The 13187-nt window shown below is 71.2% G+C and carries 13 protein-coding genes; 8 read left to right on the top strand and 5 right to left on the bottom strand.

Translation table 11 applies throughout. The features are described 5' to 3' along the window. Window positions 1-6: 6 nt before the first annotated feature. Entirely contained in the window at window positions 7-741 is a 735-nt protein-coding gene (locus B7K25_RS08265; RefSeq protein WP_084105339.1) for an SDR family NAD(P)-dependent oxidoreductase, read from the bottom strand. 184 nt (window positions 742-925) lie between these two features. Here B7K25_RS08265 and B7K25_RS08270 point away from each other — a divergent pair, with 184 nt between their 5' ends. Next, window positions 926-1927 carry a TIGR03557 family F420-dependent LLM class oxidoreductase gene (locus tag B7K25_RS08270; RefSeq protein ID WP_084105341.1) on the top strand — a complete coding sequence of 334 codons (1002 nt, stop codon included), beginning with the start codon at window positions 926-928 and terminating at the stop codon, window positions 1925-1927. A gap of 21 nt (window positions 1928-1948) precedes the next feature. After that, the gene (locus B7K25_RS08275) at window positions 1949-2737 is read left to right on the top strand and encodes a coenzyme F420-0:L-glutamate ligase (RefSeq protein ID WP_084105343.1); all 789 of its coding nucleotides are present in this window, start codon (window positions 1949-1951) and stop codon (window positions 2735-2737) included. On the opposite strand, the gene B7K25_RS08280 is transcribed toward B7K25_RS08275, so the two are convergent. The 4 genes from B7K25_RS08280 to B7K25_RS08295 all read right to left on the bottom strand — a co-directional run bounded on the left by B7K25_RS08280 (window position 2722) and on the right by B7K25_RS08295 (window position 7142). After that, on the bottom strand, window positions 2722-3501 hold the full coding sequence (locus B7K25_RS08280) for an ABC transporter ATP-binding protein (RefSeq protein ID WP_084105345.1): 780 nt from the start codon (window positions 3499-3501) through the stop codon (window positions 2722-2724). The genes B7K25_RS08275 and B7K25_RS08280 overlap by 16 nt on opposite strands. Further along, window positions 3498-4538 carry an iron chelate uptake ABC transporter family permease subunit gene (locus tag B7K25_RS08285; protein WP_084105347.1) on the bottom strand — a complete coding sequence of 347 codons (1041 nt, stop codon included), beginning with the start codon at window positions 4536-4538 and terminating at the stop codon, window positions 3498-3500. Before B7K25_RS08285 ends, B7K25_RS08280 begins: the two co-directional genes overlap by 4 nt. Before the next feature lie 3 nt (window positions 4539-4541). Further along, window positions 4542-5576: a putative F420-0 ABC transporter substrate-binding protein gene (locus B7K25_RS08290; protein WP_084105349.1), complete on the bottom strand. Its 1035-nt coding sequence runs from the start codon at window positions 5574-5576 to the stop codon at window positions 4542-4544. Between the two features lie 195 nt (window positions 5577-5771). Next, the gene (locus B7K25_RS08295; RefSeq protein ID WP_084105351.1) at window positions 5772-7142 is read right to left on the bottom strand and encodes an aminotransferase class I/II-fold pyridoxal phosphate-dependent enzyme; all 1371 of its coding nucleotides are present in this window, start codon (window positions 7140-7142) and stop codon (window positions 5772-5774) included. A gap of 150 nt (window positions 7143-7292) precedes the next feature. Here B7K25_RS08295 and B7K25_RS08300 point away from each other — a divergent pair, with 150 nt between their 5' ends. From B7K25_RS08300 to B7K25_RS08325, 6 genes are read left to right on the top strand one after another with little or no spacing between them, the layout of a single operon-like run. Next, window positions 7293-8141: a nitrilase-related carbon-nitrogen hydrolase gene (locus B7K25_RS08300; RefSeq protein ID WP_084105353.1), complete on the top strand. Its 849-nt coding sequence runs from the start codon at window positions 7293-7295 to the stop codon at window positions 8139-8141. A gap of 10 nt (window positions 8142-8151) precedes the next feature. Then, window positions 8152-9588: a dihydropyrimidinase gene (gene hydA, locus B7K25_RS08305; RefSeq protein ID WP_084105355.1), complete on the top strand. Its 1437-nt coding sequence runs from the start codon at window positions 8152-8154 to the stop codon at window positions 9586-9588. Window positions 9589-9643: 55 nt separating this feature from the next. Then, window positions 9644-10660, top strand: coding sequence for a TIGR03842 family LLM class F420-dependent oxidoreductase (locus tag B7K25_RS08310; protein ID WP_084105357.1), 1017 nt, complete (start codon window positions 9644-9646; stop codon window positions 10658-10660). Next, window positions 10657-11583 carry an ABC transporter permease gene (locus tag B7K25_RS08315; protein WP_084105359.1) on the top strand — a complete coding sequence of 309 codons (927 nt, stop codon included), beginning with the start codon at window positions 10657-10659 and terminating at the stop codon, window positions 11581-11583. Before B7K25_RS08310 ends, B7K25_RS08315 begins: the two co-directional genes overlap by 4 nt. Beyond that, on the top strand, window positions 11580-12380 hold the full coding sequence (locus B7K25_RS08320) for an ABC transporter ATP-binding protein (RefSeq protein ID WP_084105361.1): 801 nt from the start codon (window positions 11580-11582) through the stop codon (window positions 12378-12380). The genes B7K25_RS08315 and B7K25_RS08320 overlap by 4 nt, the downstream gene beginning before the upstream one ends. After that, a complete protein-coding gene (locus tag B7K25_RS08325; RefSeq protein ID WP_084105363.1) occupies window positions 12377-13156 on the top strand; it encodes an ABC transporter permease in 780 nt (259 codons plus the stop codon). Before B7K25_RS08320 ends, B7K25_RS08325 begins: the two co-directional genes overlap by 4 nt. Window positions 13157-13187 lie beyond the last annotated feature (31 nt).

A 13187-nucleotide genomic window follows, 5' to 3' on the forward strand; every position in this document is an offset into this window, starting at 1 on the left:
TTCGCCTCAGGCGCGTCGGTGGATGCTCTGCGCCGAGACCTGGTCGCGCGGCATCACGAGCATGGTGTCGATGTTGACGCGCGCGGGCAGGGAGGCGATCCATCGCACCGTCTCCGCGATGTCTTCCGCGGTCAGCGCGTCCATGCCCTCGTAGAGGCTCGCGGCGCGCGCCTCGTCGCCGCCGAAGCGCACGATCGAGAACTCCGTCTCCACCATCCCGGGGTCGACTTGGGACACGCGCACGGGCTCGCCGCCGAGTTCGATGCGCAGTACGCGCGTCATCGCCGCGACGGCGTGCTTGGCGGCGTTGTAGCCCGCGCCTCCGCGGTACGGCTCGCGCGCCGCGATCGACCCGACGTTGACGACGATCCCGTCACCCGAGGAGCGGATCGCCGGCAGCAGCTCTCGGGTCATCCGCAGCGTGCCCATGACGTTCATCTCGAACATCTGCAGCCACTCGGCGTCGTCCGCCTCTGCGACCGAGGTCGTGCCCAGCGCACCGCCGGCGTTGTTGACGAGCAGGTCGCAGCGCGACAGGCCCTGCGCGAACGCCGTGACCGAGGCGGGGTCGGTCACGTCGAGGTGGAACGCCTCGCCACCGATCTCGGTCGCGAGCGCCTCGAGGCGATCGACGCGACGCGCGCCGAGCACCACGTGCCAGCCGTCCGCCGCAAGCGCTCGGGCCGTGGCGGCACCGATCCCACTGCTGGCTCCGGTGACGACGGCGACGCGCTGCGACATGCTCTCTCCTGGTGAGATGGGGGGGTGCGCCTCCCTGCATCGGGACGGCGATCAGGGCCCCATCTTGACCCCACCGCGGCACCATCGCCAAACCGGCACGCGTGCGTAATCCGCCCGTGTGCCAGGCGTTACACGCCGGAAATCGCGCGAGCCTAGTCTCGAGCCCTCACCCCAAGGAGACGCCATGGCTGACCTCACCATCGGATACGCAGCGATGCTCGAGCAGTTCGCGCCCATGGAGGCGGTGGAGCTCAGCGCGCACGCGGAGTCGCGCGGCTTCAGCGGCGTCATGGCCGCGGACCACTTCCAGCCGTGGGTGCCCCAGCAGGGCCAGTCGGCGTTCGTGTGGAACGTGCTGACGGCGCTCGGCGAGCGCACCGTGGGCGACATCGGGCCGGGCGTCACCGCTCCCACGTTCCGCTGGCACCCGGCGATGGTCGCGCAGGCCTCCGCGACGCTCGCGGCGATGTACCCCGGTCGCCACTGGCTAGGGCTGGGCTCAGGCGAGGCGCTCAACGAGCACATCGTCGGCCAGTACTGGCCCGAGCCTGCCGAGCGCATCAACCGCATGTTCGAGGCGATCGACATCATCCGCAAGCTGTTCACGGGCTCCCTCGCGGGCAAGGACGTCAAGCACACCGGCACGTTCTACAAGCTCGAGTCCACCCGCCTGTGGACCATGCCCGACGAGGCGCCGCCCATCTACGTCGCGACCGCCGGCCCGGTCACCGCCAAGCGTGCCGGCAAGGTCGCCGACGGCCTCATCACGGTCGGGGCTCCGGTCGACAAGATCGCGCACCTCTTCGACCGCTTCCACGCGGGCGCCCGCGAGGCGGGCAAGTCCCCGGACGAGATGCCGAAGGTCCTGCAGCTCCACATGTCGTGGGCCCCCACCTACGAGGAGGCCCTCGCCAACGCCATGACCGAGTGGCCCAACGGCGGCATGAAGTTCCCCAAGGGCGACATCCGCTCCCCCTTCGAGCTCGAGCAGATGGCGAAGCTGGTGCGCCCGGAGGACTTCGAGGGTCGCATGGTCATCAGCGAGGACCCCGATGTCCACCGCGCCCACATCCAGCAGTACGTCGACATGGGGTTCGACCGCATCTACCTGCACAACGTGGGCCGCAACCAGCGCGAGTGGATCGACGAGTTCTCCTCCTCCGTGGTCCCGCACCTGTCACGCTGAGGCCATGACCGCACGAGGACCATGGACGCCCTGAGCATCTGGGCGGTCGACGGCCTGCCCGAGGTGCACGAGGGCGACGACCTCGCATCCCTCGTGCACGCCGCCTGCAACGCCGACCCACGCGGACTCGAGGCAGGTGATGTGCTCGTGATCGCCAGCAAGATCGTCTCCAAGGCCGAGGGCCGACTGATGCCCGCCGAGGACCGCGAGGCCGCGATCACCTCCGAGTCCGTGCGGGTGGTCGCGAGCCGCGAGGGCGCGCACGGCACCACCCGCATCGTCGAGACCCGGCACGGTTTCGTGATGGCCGCCGCGGGTGTCGACGCCTCCAACGTCCCCGACGGCCACGTCCTGCTGTTGCCGCTCGACCCCGACGCGTCCGCGCGCTCGATCGCCACGACGGTGCGTGAACTCGCCGGGGTGCGCGTGGGCGTGATCATCACCGACACGTTCGGCCGCCCGTGGCGCGAGGGACAGACGGACCTAGCGATCGGGGCGGCGCACGTGGCCGTGCTCGACGACCTCCGCGGTAGCGCCGATGCGCACGGCCGCGCCCTCAACGTGTCCGTCACCGCTGTGGCCGACGAGGTCGCGGCGGCGGCGGACCTCGTGAAGGGCAAGGCGTCCCAGCGTCCCGTGGCGGTGGTGAGGGGCCTCGATGTGGTCACCGAGGACGCAGGGCCCGGGGTGCGGGCGCTCGTGCGCGGCGCCGACCGCGACCTGTTCCGCTGGGGCGCGCGCGAGGCCTACGAGCTCGGGCGAGCTGGGGCACCGCTCGAAGCCGATGCTGAGACTCAGCCTCGGAGCTGACCGTCCAGGGCGATCACTGCACGCCCGTCGTCGGGGTGGCTGAGCACGGACGTCGCGACGCCAAAGACCCTCGCGATCGTCTCGGTCGACAGCGCCTCCCGGGGGTCGCCCAGAGCGTCGAGCCGCCCGCGGTCGAGCACGGCGACGGTGTCGCAGTACCGCGCCGCGTGGTTGAGGTCGTGCAGCGCGGCGACCACGGTGATGCCCAGGCCCGCGACGAACTCCAGCGTGGCGAGCTGCGCGGCCACGTCGAGGTGGTTGGTCGGCTCGTCGAGCAGCAGCACCCGCGGACGTTGTGCGAGGGCTCGCGCGATGCTGACCCGCTGCCGCTCCCCTCCCGACAGCTGGGCCCACGCGCGCCGAGTCAGGTGCGCCGCCCCTGCCGCGTCGAGGGCCCCTGAGACCGCATCGGCCTGGCGCGAGCGCGTCCAGCCGCGCTCGCGGTGCGGGAACGTGCCCAGCCCGACGATCTCCTCGACGGTCATCGCGATGTCGCGTTCGCTGTGCTGCTCCATCCACGCGACCGAGCGTGCGACCTCGCGGCGGCTCAGCGTCGCGAGGTCGCGCCCGTCCAGGAGGACCTGTCCGTCGGACACGGGCAGGATGCCGGCGAGCGCACCGAGCAGCGTGGACTTCCCGGCACCGTTGGGCCCGACGACGCCGAGCACCGCTCCCCGGTCGAGCGCGATCGACACGTCGTCCAGCACGCGGCGTCCGGCGCGCGTCACGCTCAGGCCCTCGATCCTGACCTCGGCGCCGGTCATGCGGCGCTCCTGCGCCGCGCCCGCACGAGGACGACCACGAAGACCGGGACGCCGATCGCCGCGGTCACCACACCCACCGGCAGCTCGCGCGGGTCGACGATCGTCCGCGCCAGCGTGTCCGCCCACACCAGGAACACGGCCCCACCGAGGGCGGCGGCGGGCAGCAGCCGGCGGTGCATCCCGCCCGTAAGCCCCCGCACGAGATGCGGCAGGATCAGCCCGACGAACCCGATGGCGCCCGAGGCGGACACCATCGCGCCCGTGAGCAGCGACACCGCGACGAACAGCACCAGCCGAGTGGAGCGCACCGAGAACCCGAGCGCCTGCGCGGCGGTGTCGCCCAGGGCGAAGGCGTCGAGCCGGGCGACCCACGCCGCGACCACCGGCAGCACGACCACGAGCGCGGCAACGGTGACGACGACGGTGGTCCACGTCGACCCCGCCAGCGAGCCGAGCAACCACGACAGCACCTGCCGGTAGGAGTCGCCCTGGGCGGTGAGGAAGATCACCAACGACGTGACGGCCGCGAAGAACTGCGACACGGCGAGCCCCGCCAGCACCACCGTCGCGGGCCCGATCGCTCCGGCGGCGCGCGCGATCGCGAGCGAAGCCGCGAGCGCGAGCAACGCACCCGCGAACGCCGCAGCAGGCAGCGCGACGGACAGCGCGACGGCGCTCCCGAGCCCCAGCAGCAGCACCGCCACCGCGCCGAGCGAGGCGCCCGAGGACAGGCCGAGCAGGTAGGGATCGGCGAGAGGGTTGCGGGTCAGCGACTGCATCACCACGCCGGCGACCGCGAGGCCCGCGCCCACGGCCGCGGCGGTGAGGGCTCGCGGGACCCGGATGTCCCACACGATCGCATCGGTCAGGGCGCCCACCTGTGCGGCGGGAAGCCCGAGGTGCCCCGCCACCACGGACCACACGGTGCCCAGGCTCAGTCCCGCGACGCCGATGCTCGCGGCGGCCGCGAGCGAGGCGATCAGCATCAGCGCGAAGCCCACGTTGAGCCCCCAGGCCGAGCGGGCAGAAGCCACCATCGCTCAGTCCTCGACCTCGATCGCGCCGAGCTGGTCGACGATGCTCGCGACGGCGTCGACGCTGCGCACGCCCGCCTCGCTCGCCGCGAACGGCACGACGACGTAGTTGCTCTGTTGGACCGCGCTCAGCTGCGCGGTCGCGGGGTTGTCCTCGAGCACCGCGATCTTGTCGTCCGCGGTGTTCCAGGCCGCGTCGACGAGGACGATCACGTCCGGGTCCTCGGCGGCAACCGCCTCCCAGCTCGCCGACGTCCACGTGTCCTCGACGTCTCCGACGATGTTGGCGAGGCCCGCCGCCTCCATCACCATCTGCGGCGCCCCGATCCCCGCGCCCACGTAGGGGGTGTCGGAGCCCGAGGAGTACCACAGGGCGCTGAGCCCACGGGCGTCGGGCGCGATCGCCGCGAGCTGGTCCTCGAGATCCACCGCGAGCTCCTGCGCTTCCGTCTCCGCACCGAAGACCAGTCCCGCCTCGCGGACGTGGTCCATCAGCAGGGGGAACGTCATGGGGTGCGGCTGATGCTCGGCGTCCTTGCACGCCGACGGCGCGACATAGGTGAGGATCCCGAGGCCCTCGAGCTGCGGGCGCTCGCCGGCGCCGTCGACCGACAGGTTGGACTCCCACCCGGCGAAGATCGCGTCCGGCTCGAGGGACAGCACCGCCTCCTGGCCGGGCAGCCCGTCGCTGACGATCGGCACCTCGTGTCCGGCATCGCCGGCCCGCGGCGCGAGGGGTCCATCGAGGAACGCGGCGCCCACGATGCGGTCCTCGAGGCCGAGGGCGAGGAGCAGCTCGGCAGCGCTCGACTTGATAGCGACGATGCGCTCGGGGCTCTCCCCGACCGGCACCTCGGTGCCGCAGTTGTCGACAGTGGCGGGGGCGGACGCGGCTGTCGCCGCCACCTCGGGCGCGGGGTCGGAGACCGATGGCGTGGCAGTGGCGGGCGCTGCGGCGTCAGTGGTTGCGGCGTCGGGGGCCGCGCATGCCGCCAGGATCAGGGCCGATGCGGCCGCGAGAGGGGTGCGGAACGTGGGCATGGGAGCTCCTTGCGCGCGCCGAGGCGCGATGGCGAAACGCGGTGGTGGAACGCAACTGTCGAACCTGCCGCCAGACCCGGCGGCGTGCACCATGCCATGACCGGCCAGGGGCTCGCAGACCACACGCTAGCGCCGCCGTGTTGCGCCGGCGTTTCGCGTGCGGGCGGCTGTGCGGACGGCCGCGCGGGCGGGGCGTCAGGCGGCGGCGCGCGCGAGCGCGGCGGCGACCTCGCCGACGGCGCTCCTGAGCATGCCGATGCTCACCCGTACGTGGTCGCCAGCGGGTCCCGCCGTGGCGTCCCGCGCCGAGGTGACGTCGAATGCGCTGCCCAGGGTCACGCGGATGCCGTGCGCCGCAAGATTCACCTGGGCCCTGCGCTCGTCGCCGACCGGCATCCACACGTTGAGCCCGTCCGCGGCGCGCATCGGCAGCCCCAGCGCCGTGAGCGCGGTGGACAGCTCCCGCTGGCGCACGTAGTAGGCGTGCCGCGCCCGGGCGATCTGCCGGCGCGGCTCGTCGTGGGTGAGCAGGTCGAGCACGACGGACTGGATGAGGCGCGACGTCCAGCCGGGGCCGAGCACGCGGTGCGCGACGAGCTCGTCGACGAGGTCCTGCGGCGCGCCGAGCGCGGCGATCCTCAGGTCCGGCCCGAGCGCCTTCGAGAAGCCCAGGATCCGCACGGTCCGCTCGGGAAGGTGCGATCCGAGGCTGACGGCGCTCGCGGTGGCGATCGCGCCAGAGTGGTCGTCCTCGATCACGGTCACGTCTCGCGCCTCGGGATGAGAGACGAGCACCTCGGCGAGCTCCCGTGCTCGATCCGCGTCCATCGAAGCGCCCGTCGGGTTCTGCGCCCTCGGCTGCAGAACGACGGCTGCGGGACGAGAGTCGAGGGCGAGGCGGAGAGCCTCGGGGCGCATGCCGCGCTCGTCGAGCGCGACCGGCACCGCCTCGAGGTGCATATGCGCGAGCAGGTCGAGCAGCAAGGGGAAGCCGGGGCTCTCGACGACGACGCGGTCGCCGAAGCGCGACACCGCCGCGAGCGTGCGCTGCACGCCGTCCATCGCGCCGTCGACGACGGTCAGGGCCCGCGGGTCGTACGGCCACAGCTCCCGGAGCACGGGGTCCAGCTCGGGCAGCAGCGGCGGCTGCAGGTAGCTGGTGACCGCGGCGCGCGCCGGCGCCACGCGTTCGAGGCTGGGGCGGATGTCCGGAAGCAGCAGCGGATCCGGCTGCCCGCCGGCGAGGTCGAGCCGCACCGCGACGGGATCCGCCCCGGTGGCCCGCGCCGCGAGTCCGCGCGAGTGCCCGGGCAGGGGCGGCGTCCGGGGCTCGAGCACGACCGTGCCGGCCCTGCCTCGCGCCTTCACCAGCCCGGCGCCGTGCAGCGCCTGCCAGGCGTGGGACACGGTGGCGGGGCTGACCCCGAGAGCGGCGCCGAGCTCGCGGACGGTCGGCAGCCGCGTTCCCGGCGGCAGCTCGCCGGTGCGGATGAGCATCGCGATGGCCGCCGCGATGCCGCGGGGCGTCGGCTCGTCCACCTCGGCGACGATCACGTCGAGCGTCATGGCTGGCTCCCGGGCGGTTTGCGCCGAATTCGTGTCCTCGCCGTAACCGCGATGTCACCTCGGGAAACGGCAGGGAAATGTTTAGGTTCCAGAATATCAAATCATCACCGCACTCCCCCGGACCTCTGCACCCCAGATCAGGAGCACGCCATGACTGTCATCCGAGCGGCCATCACCCAGACCACCTGGACGGGAGACAAGGAGTCGATGCTCGACAAGCACGAGCAGTTCGCCCGCGACGCCGCGGCGCAGGGCGCGCAGGTGATCTGCTTCCAGGAGCTGTTCTACGGCCCGTACTTCGGCATCACCCAGGACAAGAAGTACTACCGCTACGCGGAGCCCGCCGACGGCCCGATCGTGCAGCGCTTCGCCGCGCTCGCGGAGGAGCTGTCCATGGTGATGGTGCTGCCCATCTACGAGGAGGACCAGACCGGGGTGTACTACAACACCGCGGTGGTCGTCGACGCCGACGGCACCATCCTGGGCAAGTACCGCAAGAACCACATCCCGCACGTCGAGAAGTTCTGGGAGAAGTTCTACTTCCGCCCGGGCAACATGGGCTACCCGGTGTTCGACACCGCCGTCGGCAAGGTCGGCGTGATCATCTGCTACGACCGCCACTTCCCCGAGGCCTGGCGCGAGCTGGGCATGAACGGCGCGCACCTGGCCTTCAACCCCAACGCCACCAAGCCGGGCCTGTCGAACCGGCTGTGGGAGGTCGAGCAGCCTGCCGCGGCCGTGGCGAACGGATACTTCGTCCTCGCGCCCAACCGGGTGGGCCTCGAGGACAACGAGTACGGCGACGAGGCGGTCAACTTCTACGGCACGTCGCAGATCGTCGACCCGCGCGGCAACTACGTGGGAGAACTCGGCTCGGGCGAGTCGGAGGAGCTGATGATCCGGGACCTCGACATGGACCTCGTGCAGCAGATGCGCGACGACTGGCAGTTCTATCGCGACCGCCGCCCCGACACCTACGACGAGATCACCGCACCGTAAGGAGACGCTGATGTCCACCACGCTGATCAAGGGCGGCACCGTCGTCTCCGCCACCGGCCGCGTCGCCGCGGACGTGCTCGTCGACGGCGCGCGCATCGTCGCGGTCCTCGAGCCGGGCTCGACGGCCCTGGGCCACGACCTGGCCTCGACCGTCGACGCCGTCATCGACGCGACCGGCAAGTACGTCATCCCCGGCGGCATCGACGCCCACACTCACATGCAGCTGCCCTTCGGCGGCACGTTCGCCTCCGACACCTTCGAGACCGGCACCGCGGCGGCCGCCTGGGGCGGCACCACGAGCATCATCGACTTCGCGGTGCAGCGCACCGGCGAGAAGGTCCAGGACGGGCTCGCCCACTGGCACGAGCTCGCGGCAGGCAACTGCCACGTGGACTACGGATTCCACCAGATCATCGGCGGCGTCGACGAGGACTCGCTCGCAGCCCTGCCCAAGCTCATCGACGAGGGCATCACCAGCTTCAAGATGTTCATGGCGTATCCCGGAGTGTTCTACTCGGACGACGCCCAGATCCTCAAGGCCATGCAGATCTCCGCGGACACGGGCCTCATGACGATGATGCACGCCGAGAACGGGCCCGTCATCGACGTCCTCGCCGAGCAGCTCGTCAAGCAGGGCAAGATCGAGCCGTACTACCACGGCATCGCGCGCGCCTGGCAGGCCGAGGAAGAGGCCACCCACCGCGCCATCATGCTGTCGCACCTCACCGGCGCGCCGCTGTACGTCGTGCACGTGTCGGCCAAGCAGGCGGTCGCCCAGCTGGCGACGGCCCGCGACAACGGCCAGAACGTCTTCGGCGAGACCTGCCCGCAGTACCTGTACATGTCGCTCGAGGAGCAGCTGGGCGCCATGAGCGACGAGTGGGGCGGCTTCGAAGGCGCGAAGTACGTGTGCTCCACGCCGCTGCGCTCTCGCGAGGAGGGCCACCAGGACCACATGTGGCAGGCGCTGCGCACCAATGACCTGCAGATGGTGTCGACCGACCACTGCCCCTTCTGCATGAAGGACCAGAAGGAGCTCGGCAAGGGCGACTTCCGTGCGATCCCGAACGGCATCGGCTCGATCGAGCACCGCATGGACCTCATGTACCAGGGCGTCGTCACCGGCCAGATCACGCTCGAGAGGTGGGTCGAGCTGACCTCGACCACGCCCGCGAGGATGTTCGGCCTATACGGCACCAAGGGCGTCATCCAGCCGGGAGCCGACGCGGACATCGTCGTGTACGACCCGAACGGCCACACCTCCATCGGCGTGGACAAGACGCACCACATGAACATGGACCACTCCGCGTGGGAGGGCTACGAGATCGACGGCCACGTCGACGTCGTCATCTCCCGCGGCACCGTGCTCGTGAGCGACGGCGAGTTCCACGGCACCAAGGGCCACGGCTCGTTCCTCAAGCGCGGCCTGTCGCAGTACCTGATCTAGACGACCGCCACCCCCTCGCAGCCCGGTGCGACCGGGACAGGCTCAAGGAGGCCCCATGGACTTCGGAGTGGTCCTACAGACCAACCCGCCCGCCCAGCGCACCGTCGCGCTCGCCCGCATGGCAGAGGAGCACGGCTTCTCGCACGCGTGGACGTTCGACTCGCACCTGCTGTGGCAGGAGCCCTACGTGATCCACAGCGCGATCCTCGCGCAGACCCATCGCATCAAGGTGGGCCCCTACGTCACCAACCCGGCGACCCGCGACTGGACGGTGACGGCGTCGACGTTCGCGACGCTCAACGAGATGTACGGCAACCGCACGGTGTGCGGCATCGGCCGCGGCGACTCCGCCGTTCGCACGCTCAACGGCAAGCCCGTGAGCGTCCGGGAGATGCGCGAGTCCATCCACGTGATCCGCGAGCTCGCCAACTGCCGCGAGGTCGAGCACAACGGCGCGACCCTGCGCTTCCCGTGGGCGAAGACGAGCGAGCTCGAGGTCTGGGTCGCGGGCTATGGTCCGCTCGCCCTCAAGGCCGCGGGCGAGGTGGGCGACGGGTTCATCCTGCAGTGCGCGGACGTCGACATCACCCGCTGGATGATCGACACGGTCAAGAGCGCGGCTGACGACGCCGGACGCGACCCCGAGTCGCTGCAGTTCTGCGTGTCCGGGCCCATGTACGTGGGCGAGGACTGGGACCACATGCGCGAGCAGTGCCGCTGGTTCGGCGGCATGGTGGGCAACCACGTCGCGGACATCGTGGAGAAGTACGGCGACGACGGCTCGATCCCCACGGCGTTGTCCGACTACATCAAGGGACGCCAGGGCTACGACTACAACGAGCATGGGCGTGCGGGGAACTCCCACACCGAGTTCGTCCCCGACGAGATCGTCGACCGCTTCTGCGTCCTGGGCACGGTCGACGAGCACATCGACAAGCTCAAGCAGCTGCGCGACGCGGGCTGCACGCAGTTCGCCGGCTACCTCCAGCACGACAACAAGGAGGAGACGCTCCGCCAGTACGGCGAGCACGTCATCCCCGGTGTCGCGGAGCACGTCACGGCCACCGCATGAGCGACCGGACGACCACCCGCGCCGCTCGTCGCGCGCCGCTGCGCGCGTCGAGCGTCGGGTGGGGCGTCACCGGCGTCCTCGCCGTGATCGTCCTCTGGGAGCTGTACAAGTACCTGGGGCCGGAGGAGGGCGTGACCGTCGGCGACACCGACGAGGCAGGATCGGGTCAGATCATCCTGCCGCGCACCCACGATCGCGCCATGCCGCACGTGTGGGCGATGGTGACGCGGCTCTTCGAGCCCACCTCCGGCGGCGACTCTCCCCTCCTCATCGTGTCCGTCGCGACCGCCGCCGCCGTGACCCTCGGGATCGCTGCGGTCGGCTGGCTGCTCGGCGTGACCGTGGGCCTCGGCCTCTCCCTCGTCATGCAGCGCTGGCGGCTGCTCGAGTGGGGGCTGCTGCCCTGGATCGTCGTGAGCCAGACCGTGCCGCTCATCGCCCTCGCGCCGGTGATCAACGCGATCGGCAACCAGATCGACCGGTCGGGCACGCCCTGGCCCCAGTGGCTGTCCGTCGCGGTGATCGCGTCGTATCTCGCGTTCTTCCCGGTCGCTGTCGGTGCGCTGCGCGGGCTGCAGTCGCCCGACCGCATCCACCTCGACCTGATGCGCACCTACGGCGCGGGCTACTGGCCCACGCTCGTCCGCCTGCGCCTGCCGGCCGCCGTGCCGCACCTGCTTCCGGCGTTGCGACTCGCAGCGGCGAACGCGGTGCTCGGCGTCGTCGTCGCCGAGGTGTCGATCGGGATGCGCGGCGGGCTGGGACGCATGCTCATCCAGCTCGCGGGCCAGGGGTCGTCCGACCCCGCGGCACCGTGGGGACCCATCTTCGGTGCGGTGGTCCTGGGACTCATCGCCGCCGGCTCCGTCGCCCTCATCGGCGTGGGGCTCAAGGACTACAGACGAGGAGAGGCCACCTCATGACCAGCGCACTGCCGGCCGCCGTGAAGGCGACGGGCGTCGACAAGGTGTTCACCGGCTCGCGCGGCGAGGTCGTCGCTCTCACGGGCGTGGACCTCGAGGTAGCCGCGGGCGAGTTCGTGTCGCTGATCGGCCCCTCGGGTTGCGGCAAGTCGACGCTGCTGCGACTCATCGCCGACCTCGAGACCACGAGCGCCGGACATCTCGAGATCTTCGGGAAGTCGGCCAGCCAGGCACGGCAGGACCAGGACTACGGCATCGCGTTCCAGCAGGCGGGCCTGCTCCCGTGGCGCACGGTGCGCGACAACATCGGGCTGCCGCTGCAACTGCGCGGCCAGGACCGACGCCGCCGTGCCGACCGCGTGTCCGAGCTGACCGCGCTCGTGGGCCTCGAGGAGTTCGTCGACCACTACCCGGATCAGCTCTCGGGCGGCATGCAGCAACGCGTCGCCATCGCGCGGGCGCTCGCGTCGGAGCCGCGTCTGCTCCTCATGGACGAGCCGTTCGGCGCCCTCGACGAGATGACGCGTGAGTACCTGCAGTCCGAGCTCACCCGGATCGCGGCGGAGACCAAGGCGGCCGTGGTGTTCGTGACCCACTCCATCCCGGAGGCCGTGTTCCTGTCCGACCGCGTGGTCGTGATGAGCCCGCGCCCTGGGCGCATCACCGACGTCGTGACCGTCGGCCTCGACGGCCAGCGCGACGAGGCGCTGCGCGAGTCGCCCGCGTACTTCGAGCGCGTCACCGCAGTCCGAGAGGCGCTCCACGGCACCCAGGTCGACAGGCCCAACGAGCGATGACCGCCGCCGAGCCCCGCACGCTGCCCGGATGGGCGCGCTACGTCGCGCCCATCGTGGTCGGCGTCATCGGCTTCGCGCTGTGGATGCTCTACACCTCGGTGCTCGGCGCCGCGCCGCGCATGCTGCCCGATCCCGTGTCGATCCTGCAAGAGCTGGTCGCACGCTGGGACATCATCTGGGCGGACATGATGGTCACTGGCACCAACGCGCTGGTCGGCCTGCTCGTTGGTTCGGCCATCGCCATCGTCCTCGCCGCGCTCGCCGCAGCGGCGCGCCCCTTCGACGGCATGACCGCTCCCCTGGTCGCCGCGCTCGCGGTGGTGCCGATCGTCGCGATCACCCCCGTCCTCAACACCATGTTCGGCGCCTCGAGCCAGTTCGGCCGCCAGGCCGTCGCCGGCCTCGCCGCCTTCATCCCGGTGTTCGTCAACGTCCTGCGCGGCCTGCGCCAGACACGCGCCGTGCATCGCGACGTGTTCCGCGCCTCCGGGGCGACGCCCGACCAGACCTTCCGCCTGCTCACGTTCCCCACGGCGCTTCCCTACCTCACGACGGGTCTGCGCCTCGCGAGCTCGCTGGCCGTCATCTCCGCGCTCGTGGCGGAGTACTTCGGGGGACCCGCCGAGGGCATCGGCACGGCCATCGCCACCTACGCGAAGTCGGGACGCGCCGACCTCGCGTGGGCGTACGTGGCCGGCGGCATCCTCATCGGCCTCGCATTCTTCCTCGTCGCGTCGCTGCTCGAGCGGCTCGCGTCGAGGCGTACGTCGGCCTAGCCGACAGCACCACCCGCAGCACCCACCAGCA

Origin of the sequence: Demequina sp. NBRC 110056, from assembly GCF_002090155.1 — a bacterium.
In the GTDB taxonomy this organism is placed as follows: Bacteria; Actinomycetota; Actinomycetes; order Actinomycetales; family Demequinaceae; genus Demequina.